Genomic DNA, 12,474 nt, shown 5'->3' with positions numbered 1-12,474 from the left:
ATCAGTGCGAAAAGGTCACCTTTCTCACCCGGTTATGGCCCGTGTCGAAGATCTCGAAGTTACTGCTCGTATCCATCAGGAATCCACCCGGGCTGCTGAGGCCCCCGGCGGTAGCCAGTCCCCCATCATTCACCGGGTCGGTAGCACCGCTGCCCGCAAGGTCGATAAGCACTCCGCCGTAGAGCTTGAGGAGCTTCCCTGCACCCTGGTCGAGGAAGTAGACGTTGCCGTTATAACCGGGATCGAGCATCACCGCGACCGGAGACGTAAGCGCCACGCTCGTCGCCACCGCCCCATCGGCGAGAGCCGAAGTGCCACCACCCGCGAGCGTCGTGAACGAGAAGTTCGCAGCACCAATGCCGCACAGGGACACCTGTTTCGTACCGGCATCGGCAATATAGATGGAGACCTGGCCATCCGAAGTGCTGAAACCCAACCCGATGCCGGTCGGATTGGACAACTGACCGACCCACCCGCCCGTCCCGCACAGCACATGGAAACCTCCGCTGATGGAGGGTGCGTTGGAATTGGTCGAAATAATGCGCTGTGCCCCGGAGTCGGCAATGTAAAGCCGGTTGTAGTAATCCACGGCGATTCCTCTCGGCGTGCTCAGCGTCAGGTAGTGGGCTGAACCCGCAACGGCACCGGCGTAGGTACTGATCGTCCCATTCGACGCGATCGCCCGGATCGCGTTGTTACCCGTATCGGAGACATAGACCGTGCCCAGCCCATCGATCGCAAGCGACGTGGGACCGTTGAGTTTGGCCGATGTCGCCGCGCCTCCGTCACCGCTGAACCCCGCGGTCCCGGTCCCGGCAAAGTTGCTGATCACACCGGCCGTGTTCACCTTGCGGATACGGTTATTCGCGGTGTCCGCGATGTAGAGATTTCCCGCGCTGTCATAGACCCCGCCCTGTGGCCCGTTGATGGTGGCGGAGGTGGCTGCCGACCCATCGCCACTGTACGAACCCGTGCCCGTACCGGCAAGGGTGCTGATCGTCCCCTTCGACAAATTGATGGTGTAGGCCGCCGATCCAACCGCGCTGTTCGCATAGCCCGAAAGCACCGCAATCGCCTTGATCGTCTCCGACGCATATACCGTGATGCCGCCGATATAGCGGGTGGAAGAGGTGGTCGGCATGCTCCCGTCCAGCGTGTAGTAGAGGGTAGCGCCCGAGTTTGCCGCCTGAATCGTGACCGTCTGCAACGTGGTGTACGTTCCCGCTGCCGGCGAGAAGATAGGTGTCCCCGCCGCTGGCGCGATCGTATACGCCGCCGTGGCCACACCACTATTGCTGTACCCGCTTGCCACCGTCACCGCTCTCACCGTCTCGGTCGCGCTGACCGAAATCGCGCCCGTGAACAGAGCGGATGCCGAAGTGGGTGGCGTGCCATCCAGGGTGTAGTAGATAGAAGCGCCCGGCGTCGTCGTCGAGAGCGTCACCGATTGCGTGGTGGAGTAGGTTCCCGGTGCCGGACTGAACGTCGGCGCCGCAGCCGTCAGATTCAACACGTAGGCAGCACTCCCCACCGGGCTGACGGAGTAGCCCGTGGCAATCGCGACCGCCTTCAACGTCTGGGACGCAGAGACCGTAATCGGACCGTAGTACGGTAACGATGAGGTGGTCGGTGTCGACCCGTCCGTCGTGTAATACAAAGAGGCTCCGCTCGTCGCGCTCCTGATCGCAACCGTCTGCACCGAGGTATAGGTGCCGGCCGCAGGTGAGAACGTAGGCGTGGCAGCCGCAGGCAGATTGATCGTATAGGTCGCACTCGTCACCGCGCTCGGCTTATAGCCGCTGCCGCCCGCAATCGCCTGGATGGTCGTCGTGCTCGATACCGTGATCGGGCCGTAGTAAAGGTTGTCCCCCACCGAAGGCGCTGAGCCATCCAGCGTGTAATAGATCAACGCACTGCTGCTCGCAGAGCTCAGGGACACCGTCTGAACCGACGTATACGTCCCGGCAGGCAGCGACAGCACCGGCGCAATCGCGGTGCCGTTCACCACCACGCCATCGAACGAGACATCGCTGTCCTGGTAGCCGGTCTTCACCGCGAAAGCCTGCAGCCCGGTGGACGTCGAAAGCGTGAACGGCCCCGTGTACTGCGTCGAGGCGCGCGTCGGCGTCGTGCCGTCGGTTGTGTAGTAGATCGTGGCGCCTGGCGTTGACGGTTCCCCATCCGTGGTCGTCGTGCTGATCGAAACCGTCTGCGGCCCCGTGTTGCTGCTCGAGCTGACGTTGAAGTTCGGAGGCGCCACCTTGAAGGTGAGGTGGAACGCCTGCGTAGTCACCGGGCTGGCCGTGTACCCCGGAGCCACCGCAATCGCTTGGATCGTCGCCGAGGAAGACAGACTGATGCCCCCGTTGTACTGCATCGAGGTCGTCGTCGGCGGCGAGCCGTCGAGCGTGTAGTAGATCGTGGACTGCGTCGTCGGTGAACTCATCAGAATCGTAATCGGCCCGGCAACCACGTAGTTCCCGGAACTATCCGAGCTCAAAGGCTGCGTCTGATTGTTGATGAACGGTGCAGCCGTCACGGTCGAAGGCGTACCGCCGGGAGCGACCTTGCGCAGTCTGCTGTTGGCGCGATCCACGATGTACAGATTGTCCGAACTATCGAACGCCAGCCCTACGTAACTGCCCAGGCTCAGCTCCGCGGCGATAGCCGGCCCGCCGTCCCCGCTATATCCCTCGATTCCATTGCCGGCGACCGTCCGGATAATTCCCGTCGTCATGTCGATCTTCCGGATCGCCTCGTTGAGCGTGTCCGAGAGATACACATTGCCCGCACTGTCCAGCGCAATGGCATCCGGCTCCGAGAGACCGGCCGCCGTCGCCGGTCCGCCGTCGCCAGTGTACCCTCCCTGCTGGACAACGCTGATCTGCCCCGTCCCGGCGATGGTGCTGATGTTGCCCGTCTTCGCGTCCACCCTGCGAATGCGCCCGTGATACGTGTCCGCGATATACAGGTTGCCGCTCGCATCCACCGCCACGCCCGTCGGGTTGCTCAGCCACGCGCTGGTCGCCGGACCGCCATCCCCTACCTGCGTCGGATCCGACGACGACGCCGTCGGCGACCCCGCAACGATAGTCAGGTTCGAGCCATCCCACTTGCGCACGACGCCGCTGCTTCCGTCCGTGATGTACAGGTTGTTCTGCGCGTCCACCCCGATACCGGTCGGCCTGAAGCTCGACACCAGGCCAGACTGATTGAAGCCGGCGACTTCAACCAGTTGCGAGCTGCCCACAGGCAGTTCCCACACCACGGACTGGGCCGTATCCACGATATAAAGATCGCCGTTGCCATTCACAGCCAGCGCACCCGCGGCGATGAAGCTGAGTCCCGCCGTGCCGCTCACCCGGGTGTTCTGGTCCACCAGCGTCGTCACCGCTCCGGTAATGGCATCCACCTTGCGGACGTCGGCTCCGGCACCACCCGTCGAGTCGTCCGAGATATACATATTCCCGTCCGCGTCGAACGCGACTCCATTCGCAACCAACTGCGCGGCAGTCGTGGGAAGTCCCGAGGTCAGAATCGTTCCCCCCGCAGCGGTCGTAATAATACCGGGCGTCTCCGGCACATTGATCTTGTAGTTCGCCTCGTAAACGAAATCCGTCCCGTATCCGTTCTTCACCGCGATCGCCGAGAGCCGCTGCGTGTGGTCGACCGTGATCGGTCCCCCGTTGTAGACAAAGGAGGAGGTCGTCGGCTGCGTGCCATCGGTGGTGTAGTAGATCGTGGGATTCCCCGTCAGAGCCGTAATGGTCACGTTCTGCGTCGTCGTGTACGTCCCCCCCGAGGGACTGAAGAGCAGCGCCGAAACCTGCGCTCCGGAAATAACGTACTCTGCGCTGGCCGGCGCGCTCGTCGCATAGTTGTTGCCCGTTGCAATGGCGTTGATCACCGTGTCCGCATTGTTGACCGTGATCCCCCCGGTATACAGCGTGGACGCTACGCTCGGGGCAGATCCATCCGTCGTGTAGAAGATGTTCGCTCCCGTCGACGTCGTGCTCAGGGTCACCGTCTGCGCGCTGTCATAAGTGCCTCCAGCCGGCGAGAAGGTCGGTGCCGCCGCGATGCTGAACCTCCCGAACACAATCTTGCGAACGCGGTTGTTCCCGTTGTCCGCGAGATAGAGAGCGCCGTTGGCATCGAACGCCATGCCGTAAAGGTTGTTGACCTCCGCCTGCAGCGAATCGCCGCCATCGCCGCTGAATCCACTGGTGCCGTTTCCGGCTACCGTGGAGATGCTGTGCGAGGTGGCATCGATCTTCCGCACCCTGGTCCCGCCGTCCGAGAGGTACACATTGCTGTTCGCGTCGACCGCGATGGAAACAGGACTCGTCAGCCGTGCCGACAGCGCGGCGCCGCCGTCGCCCGTGGTGCCCTGCACACCGGTCCCCGCAATCGTCGACATGATCCGTCCCACCGTCATCATGCGGATCGTGTTGTGCCCCGTATCCGCGATGTAAAGATTGCCCGCGCCATCGACCGCCAGGCCGTCCGGACCGTTGAAGTTAGCGCTCGCGGCCGGTCCATCGTTCGGGAAACCACCATTCACCGCACCGGCAACGGTGTAGATGATCCCTCCGGTCACCTGGCGAATCCGCGAGGCGTAGTGATCCGAGATGAAGAGGTTGTTGCTCGCATCCACCGCGACATAGAACGCTCCGCACAGCGAAGCGGAGGTCGCCTGCCCGCCATCGCCCGTCGTCGTGCTGCACTCCACGCCGCTTCCCGCCACCGTGTTGATCTTGCCATCGACCTTCGTAATCTCGCGAATCCGCTCGTTGCCCTCATCGGCGATGAAGATATTTCCGCTTCCATCCACAGCCACCGAATACGGATTGTTCAGCCGCGCGCTCGTAGCCAGGCCGCCGTCGCCGCTGCTCCCTTGCGTACCCGTACCCGCGATCGTCGTGATGATGCCCGCCGGCGTAATCTTGCGAACGACGTTCCCCGCACTGTCGGCCGTATAAACGTTCCCCGCCGCATCCACCGCGACGCCAACCGGAGCCAGCGAAGCGATGGTCGCCTGTCCGCCGTCGCCCGTCTCGGCCTGCACGCCGATCCCCGCAATCGTCGTAATCAGCCCTCCCGTAAAGTGCGTCGGAGCCGTAATCGTGTACGCCGCCGAAACCACCGCACTGCTCAAGGATCCGGGAGCCGCCGCAAACGCGCGCAACGTCGACGTCGCCGCAATCGCCACCGATCCCCCATACACCATGGAGTTCAGCGTCGGCGTCGTCCCATCCGTCGTGTAGTAGATCGTCGAGCCCACCGTGGCGTCGGTGATCGTCACACTCTGCATCCCCTCATACGTCCCCGCCGCCAGCGAGATCACCGGGGTCGCCACAACCGGCAGCGGATTCACCCCCCAGCTTCCCGGAGCCGACGTCAGCACCGGTCCAAACGGACTGTTCGGCGAGATCAGGCTGTACAGCCCCGCGACATTCAGGCTCGGGTTCCGTGCAATCTGCAGCATCGCCGCAATCGTATTGCCCTGCCCCCCCACACCCGTCAACGAGAGCAGCGTGCCGCAGATGCTTCCATCTCCCGCCGTCCCACCCGTCGAGTTCACGCAACTCGCGATAATGTCCGCAAGCGTATTGATCTCCGAAACCGGAACAGCCGTCCCCGCAGACGCTCCCGAACCCGGTGCCTGTCCCGTCGCCAGGTTCACCAGCACATTCACCTCGGCGAACGCGTTCGTAATCCCCGCAAGGTCCGTTCCATAGCTCACCTGGCTGAACGACGTCATATAAGGAGCCAGTTCAAACACCGCCGCCACCGTCGACACCTCGTTGATCGTGATGTACGTGCTCGCGCTCAGGCTTCCGCACGCGCCCAGCGCAGCCATCTCGGCCAGGTTCGGGTTGTTCGCCCCCATCCCCGGATCGCCGCCGATCGACACGATGTACACCAGCGCACTCGCCGAAGGGCAGGTATACCTCCCCGTCACATTGAAGTTGCCCTGGCTGTCCGTCGACACCGGAGGGCTCAACAAAGCCGTCGAGCCACCCGAGCCCACCGCATAGATCTGGATCGACGCATTCTTTACCGGCTGCTGCCCGCCATGCACCAGTCCGTGAAAGGCGGCGCCCGCCACGGGAGCCAAAGCCGCCACAGGAACCGGCGTCTTCGAGCACGAGCTAAGCCCCAGCCCCAAAAGGCCAACGGTGAAAACGGCGAATGCGGACGAGATGCGGCGGCGCAGCGTGGATGCGGGGGGCATAGAACTATCTCCGTATTGTTAGTGCTTCACTCTGGAAATCAGGGCGTCGCCATCGAGTGCATCGATAACGGCGCGCAGCGGCTCGTAGCCCGCGGGCGATGCACCCAGCCCACGGTCGGCCTCGTGCGTGATCAGAACGCCAACCACGGAAGGATTCTTGAAATAGCTGTCGGCCGGCTTACGAATCAACTGCACCGGTCCCACCCACCGCACCGGATCGGAAACCTCCGTGCAGCCTGCACAAATCTTCGAAGCGGCAAACGAGTTCGTCACGCCGTCGTCATACTGGAACGTGCGAAACGTGGTCTGCGCTCCGGATGCATCGCGATGCGCCAGCACCTGCCCGAACGTCACACGCTCGCCGCGATACAGGTGGCACAGCGTCGCATCGTGATAGCCGCCCGACGTCCACAGCCCCATCGACACATCGTTCCCCGCATGCCCATCCGTGTACCGCCCCCACAGATAATCCGTCCCCTCCATCCACTGGCTCACAAGCCGATAGCGCCCCACCGTCTGCGGAAGCACAACCGCCGTCTCCACCTTCGGCCCCATCACCTTCGCCGCACGCCCATCGCGCACAATCGCATACACATTGGAGACGCCAAGCGTCAGGCACACCAGCACGAACGCACCCGCAACCCACACCCGGTTCACCGCAACCACCGGGCTCGGCTCCAGCCAGTACGGCGACTCCATCTCCGTCAGCTCCGGATCCTCCGCGTCCGGGCGGAAGAGAAACAGTCCAAAGCACACCGAGAGAAACAAAAACAACATCCCACCGATCAGATAGTCGATCAGCGCGCCATGCGGCTGTATCCACGTCACCGTGCGGCCCACCTTGTAATACACCACCACCAGGCAAAGCCGCAGAAAGTTGAACAGGTATCCCATCGCCATTCCGCCGAACGCCGCCAGCAGCCGCATCGGCACCGAAAACCCCCGCCAGTAGCTGGCGATCAACCCGATATACCCCAGCGTCACCGCACCGCGAATCCCATTGCACCCCGGCGCGATAAACATCCCAAAGTCCGGCGTGAACATCATCCGCAACTGCTCGCCATCCGGATGCTCCCCAATCAGCAACGCAAACCGCCGCGCCGTCGCCGCCGAGGCATGCTGCAAAGGCACATCCAGCAGCGCGTTGAACGCGCTCGGAAACGGATTGACGAACAACACCAGCATCAGCGGAAACAGGCTCTTCCTCCACACCCGCGCCCCACCCGTCATCAGCACGGCGGCCGAAAGCGACAGAAACAGAATCGGCCCATTCGGCAGCAGATCCACCGAGATCTCGGGCTTCGGCAGAAACGTAATCCGATAGCTCTCCCGCGCCAGCACCATCGCCACCGCAACCAGCAGAGGCACCAACCCCCACCACGTCCCGTTGCGCTCCCATCCAAGCCCACGCCACACCCTCGCGATCAACACCACCGCAAGCACCGGAAAGAACATCCCCAGCGAACGCAGCGGGTCGCCCATCCAGATCAGCACCGCCTCATGGAAGACCGGGATCATCGCCAGCATCCACGCGCCCACGACCACCGCCATCAGCATCGGAAAGCCCCGAAGGCTGGTCGCGGTTCCGTCATGTTCGACATAGTCCCGGCCTACACCGTGGAAAGGTGTCGTGGTCGCTGCCATAGCTTCTCCCCCTCGCCGTCGCGCGCGCTACCGGCGCTTGCCGAACCGGGTCTGGACAAAGCTCTGGATCTTGCCACGCGAGCGTGCGATCAGCAGGCCGCCTGCACCCACCACGCCAAGCAGAGCCGTCGGGTTCTCGGGAGAGTTTGTGCATCCGCTCTGCGCCTGTGCCACCGCAGCCGAAAGAAGAACGAAACAAAACAGAACGGCAGACATCGAAACACGATTCATAGAATCCCCTTGCGGATAAGTTCGACAACGCATCGAACGAGCAGTGATCCTGCCGCGTGGCAGACGACACCGCCGCATCGCAGGCAAAAACCTGCAATCGGAACTCTCTGTTCATTCGATGAACCCGATCATGTCAGAAGCCCGATCATCCTGCCATCTCCCAAATGGGAGGTATCCTGCCGGATTGTCTTGTTTTCATCCCCGTGTCACAGACACCGCAACACAGCGCCGTAACCCTGGAACCGTCTATACTTCCCTCCATCACCCCCGCACTGCCCTGGAGGGTCCCATGTCTGAATCAGAGCACCCGAAAGCCCCGGAGACCGGCCGCGTCACCCGCCGCTCCTTCCTCTCGCAGCTCGGAGCCGCCGGGGTCGCCGCGACCGCCGCACCCCTCGCAGCCGCAGCAGCCAAAACCCCCGCAGCCCCCGCGCCCCTGGCCCCATCGGAGACCATCGAAGGCGCCATCCCCCTCGCCCTCCGCGTCAACGGCAAGCAGGTCGACCTCCGCATCGATCCACGCACGACCCTGCTCGACGCCCTCCGCGAGACCCTCCAGCTCACCGGCACCAAAAAGGGTTGCGACCATGGCCAATGCGGAGCCTGCACCGTCCACGTGGATGGACGCCGCATCAACTCCTGCCTCACGCTCGCCGTACTCCACGACGGACAGGACATCACCACCATCGAAGGCCTCGGCCAGCCCGGTGCCCTTCACCCCATGCAGGCCTCCTTCGTCGAGCACGACGGTTACCAGTGCGGCTACTGCACCTCCGGCCAGATCATGTCCGCCGTAGCCCTCCTCAAAGAGCCCTGCGGCCCCACCGACGCCGACGTCAAGGAGGCCATGGCCGGCAACATCTGCCGCTGCGGTGCCTACCCCAACATCGTCGCCGCCGTACAGGCCGTCCGCCAGCGCGCCTAAAAAAAAAGCCTTTCCACAAAAGCCGTTGCTCTTGCCGTTGCCTGTCCTTATCATCCCGCCGTTATCCGTTCTGATCCGAATTACGCCTCGCGTTAGGGAGAGCCCTCATGGAAGCCTTCAAATTCACCCGCGCCGCCGACGTCCCGCAGGCCATCCAACTCGGCCAAACCGACGGCACCCGCTTCTTCGCCGGGGGCACCACCCTCCTCGACCTCATGAAGCTCTCCGTCGAGCGCCCCACCCGCATCGTCGACATCAACCGCCTCCCCCTCGCCTCCATCGAGAAGCTCCCCGACGGCGGCCTCCGCATCGGAGCCCTCGTCCGCAACAGCGACCTCGCCCACGCCGTCGAGGCAACCTACCCCGTCCTCTCGCAGGCCCTCCTCGCCGGAGCCTCCGCCCAGCTCCGCAACATGGCCACCACCGGTGGCAATCTCCTCCAGCGCACCCGCTGCGTCTACTTCCGCAACGACGCCATGCCCTGCAACAAGCGCACCCCCGGCTCCGGATGCTCCGCCATCGAGGGCGAAAACCGCACCCTCGCCATCCTCGGCACAAGCAAACACTGCATCGCCACGAACCCCTCCGACATGAACGTAGCCCTCACCGCCCTCGAGGCCACCATCCACGTCCAGGGTGCCAAAGGCGACCGCGCCATCCCCATCGGCGACTTCTTCCTCCTGCCCGGTGCCACCCCCGAGCGCGAGACCGTCCTCGACCCCGGCGACCTCATCACCCACGTCACCCTGCCGCCCCCACGCCCCAACGCCAAACAGACCTACCTCAAGCTCCGCGACCGCGCCTCCTACGAGTTCGCCCTCGCCTCCGCCGCCATCGTCCTCGAGACCGCCAACGGCAAGATCACCCACGCCCGCGTAGCCCTCGGCGGCGTAGCCACACGCCCCTGGCGTTCCCTCGCAGCAGAACACGCTCTCATCGGCCATCCAGCCACCAGGGCCACCTTCCGCAAGGCCGCCGAGTCAGCCCTCCACGGCGCCCAACCCCAGAGCCAGAACGGCTTCAAGGTAGAGCTCGCCCGCCGCTGCATCACCCACGCCCTCACCCTCGCGAACCAGACGGCCTAACCCGCAGTTCAAGCGAACGGAGAACTGACATGCCCATCGCATCCTCCACCCTTCCCCCCCGCATGACCCTCGAGCCCGGCTCCAGGCAGCCCCGCATCGACGGTCAGCTCAAGGTCACCGGCACGGCCATCTACACCTCCGACCACAACCTCCCCGGCATGCTCTACGCCGTGCCCGTCTGCGCCACCATCGCCAGCGGAACCATCACCAACCTCGATACTGCCCGCGCCCTCTCCATGCCCGGCGTCAAGGCCGTCTACCACCACGGCAACATCGGCCCGCTCTTCCGCACCGCCCCCGCCCAGGGCTTCTCCGGCATCCTCGACGAGCGCCGCCCGCCCTTCGAGGACGAGACCGTCCGCTACTACGGCCAGTACGTCGCCGCCGTCGTCGCCCTCACCTTCGAGCAGGCCACCGCCGCTGCCAACGCCGTCAAAGTCACCTACAAGGCCGCCCCGCACGACGTCAGCACCCACCTCTCCACCGACGAGAAGCCCACCGTCGACACCCATCGCGGCGACCCCGACAAAGCCTTCGCCGACGCCCCCCACAAGCTCGACCAGACCTACGCCACCCCCGCCGAGACCCACAACCCCATCGAGCTCCACGCCTCCGTCGCCGACTTCGACGGCCAGACCTTCACCCTCTACGAGACCTCCCAGGCCGTCGTCAACCACCAGAACGTCATGGCCCAGATGCTCGGCGTCCCCCAGGAGAACGTCCGCGTCATCTCCCGCTTCCTCGGCTCCGGCTTCGGCGGCAAGCTCTGGCCCTGGCCCCACTGCCTCATCGCCGCCGCCGCCTCCCGCGACCTCCGCCGCCCCGTCAAGCTCGTCGTCACCCGCGACATGATGTTCCAGAACGTAGGCCACCGACCCCGCACCCAGCAGCGCATCCGCCTCGCCGCCACCCCCCAGGGCAAGCTCACCGCCATCCTCCACGACTCCCTCAACCACACCTCCCTCCTCGACGACTACTCCGAGGGCTGCTCCGAAGCCACCGGCTTCCTCTACTCCGTCCCCAACCTCCGCGCCACCTCCGGCCTCGCCCGCCGCAACATCGGCACCCCCACCTCCATGCGCGGCCCCGGAGCCGTTCCCGGCCTCTTCGCCCTCGAGTCCGCCATGGACGAACTCGCCATCCAGCTCAAACTCGACCCCGTCCAGCTCCGCCTCCTCAACGAGGCCGATAAGGACGAGACCAACAACCTTCCCTTCTCCTCCCGCCACCTCCCCGAGTGCCTCAAGACCGGCGCCGAAAAGTTCGGCTGGTCGCGCTACACCCCCGCCGTTGGTTCCATGAAGAAAGACGGCCTCACCCTCGGCTGGGGCATGGCCGCCTGCACCTGGATCGCCGTCCGCATGGAAGCCGCCGCCTCCTTCGAGTTCACCAACGACGGCACCGTCCGCGTCGCCACCGCCACCCAGGACATCGGCACCGGCACCTACACCGTCCTCGCCAACATCGTCCTCGACCGCACCGGCGTCCCCCACGACCGCATCCACGTCGTCCTCGGCGACACCAACCTCCCCGCCGGAGCCATCTCCGGAGGCTCCTGGGCCACCGCCTCCACCATCCCCGCCGTCCTCGACGCCATCGACAAGGCCCAGGGCCTCCTCTTCCAGATCGCCACCACCGCCCCCACCGCAAGCTTCCCCGGCCAGAAGCCCGATGCCCTCGCCTTCACCGATGGCCGCGTCCACCTCAAGACCCAGCCCGCCGCCACCGGCATCCCCTTCGCCGACGTCCTCAAAAAGGCCAACGTCCGCGCCGCCACCGGAGACGGCAAATCGAACGGCACCTTCGGCGAAAAAGACCCCAGATTCTCCACCCACTCCTTCGGCGCGCACTTCGTCGAGGTCACCTGGCAGCCCGAAATCGCCCGCCTCCGCGTCTCCCGCATCGTCACCGTCATCGACGCCGGCCGCATCCTCAACCCCCGCCCCGCCCGCAACCAGATCGAGGGAGCCGTCGTCATGGGCATCGGCATGGCCCTCTTCGAGGAGACCCACTACGATCCACGCTCCGGCGCGCCCATCAACAACAACCTCGCCGACTACATCCTCGCCACCAACGCCGACGTCGCCGACCTGGACGTCACCTTCCTCGACTACCCCGACCTCCACCTCAACGCTCTCGGAGCCCGCGGCGTAGGCGAAATCGGCCTCGCCGGCATCGCCGCCGCCATCACCAACGCCGTCCACCACGCCACCGGCATCCGCGTCCGCGAGCTCCCCGTCAAGATCGAGGACCTGCTGGCTTGATCCGGCAACAAGCAGCGGCACCGCCGCTCCCCGGGGCGATAATCGAATCCAAAACAGACCACTTTTCAAGGAACGCCAAGAACCACA

The 12,474-nt window shown here is 64.7% G+C and carries 6 protein-coding genes; 3 read left to right on the top strand and 3 right to left on the bottom strand.

Annotation, left to right across the window (positions count from 1 at the left end):
- Position 1 precedes the first annotated feature (1 nt).
- Genes BM400_RS04370 through BM400_RS04360 form a run of 3 tightly spaced genes read right to left on the bottom strand, consistent with a single transcriptional unit; the run spans position 2 to position 8,113 of the window.
- Positions 2-6,238 (bottom strand): chitobiase/beta-hexosaminidase C-terminal domain-containing protein, encoded by a 6,237-nt coding sequence (locus tag BM400_RS04370; protein ID WP_089836968.1) that lies wholly within the window; start codon positions 6,236-6,238, stop codon positions 2-4.
- An 18-nt stretch (positions 6,239-6,256) separates the two neighbouring features.
- On the bottom strand, positions 6,257-7,882 hold the full coding sequence (xrtJ, locus tag BM400_RS04365) for an exosortase J (protein WP_089836967.1): 1,626 nt from the start codon (positions 7,880-7,882) through the stop codon (positions 6,257-6,259).
- A 27-nt stretch (positions 7,883-7,909) separates the two neighbouring features.
- Complete coding sequence (locus BM400_RS04360; protein WP_089836965.1) at positions 7,910-8,113, bottom strand: PExPT-CTERM protein; 204 nt, start codon at positions 8,111-8,113, stop codon at positions 7,910-7,912.
- 289 nt (positions 8,114-8,402) lie between these two features.
- On the opposite strand from BM400_RS04360, the gene BM400_RS04355 reads away from it, so the two are divergent.
- From BM400_RS04355 to BM400_RS04345, 3 genes are all read left to right on the top strand, one after another.
- Positions 8,403-9,038, top strand: coding sequence for a (2Fe-2S)-binding protein (locus tag BM400_RS04355; RefSeq protein ID WP_089836964.1), 636 nt, complete (start codon positions 8,403-8,405; stop codon positions 9,036-9,038).
- A gap of 107 nt (positions 9,039-9,145) precedes the next feature.
- The gene (locus BM400_RS04350) at positions 9,146-10,123 is read left to right on the top strand and encodes an FAD binding domain-containing protein (RefSeq protein WP_089836962.1); all 978 of its coding nucleotides are present in this window, start codon (positions 9,146-9,148) and stop codon (positions 10,121-10,123) included.
- Between the two features lie 29 nt (positions 10,124-10,152).
- A complete protein-coding gene (locus BM400_RS04345) occupies positions 10,153-12,387 on the top strand; it encodes a xanthine dehydrogenase family protein molybdopterin-binding subunit (protein WP_089836960.1) in 2,235 nt (744 codons plus the stop codon).
- Positions 12,388-12,474 lie beyond the last annotated feature (87 nt).

The sequence above is a fragment of the Granulicella pectinivorans genome, from assembly GCF_900114625.1.
In the GTDB taxonomy this organism is placed as follows: Bacteria; Acidobacteriota; Terriglobia; order Terriglobales; family Acidobacteriaceae; genus Edaphobacter; species Edaphobacter pectinivorans.
The sequence above is the reverse complement of the archived record's forward strand: the minus strand, read 5'-3'. Positions and strand labels throughout refer to the sequence as shown.

Coding starts and splice junctions, on each gene's coding strand:
- BM400_RS04370 (WP_089836968.1), bottom strand. CDS start 6,238: ATGCCCCCCGCATCCACGCTGCGCCGCCGCATCTCGTCCGCATTCGCC.
- xrtJ (WP_089836967.1), bottom strand. CDS start 7,882: ATGGCAGCGACCACGACACCTTTCCACGGTGTAGGCCGGGACTATGTC.
- BM400_RS04360 (WP_089836965.1), bottom strand. CDS start 8,113: ATGAATCGTGTTTCGATGTCTGCCGTTCTGTTTTGTTTCGTTCTTCTT.
- BM400_RS04355 (WP_089836964.1), top strand. CDS start 8,403: ATGTCTGAATCAGAGCACCCGAAAGCCCCGGAGACCGGCCGCGTCACC.
- BM400_RS04350 (WP_089836962.1), top strand. CDS start 9,146: ATGGAAGCCTTCAAATTCACCCGCGCCGCCGACGTCCCGCAGGCCATC.
- BM400_RS04345 (WP_089836960.1), top strand. CDS start 10,153: ATGCCCATCGCATCCTCCACCCTTCCCCCCCGCATGACCCTCGAGCCC.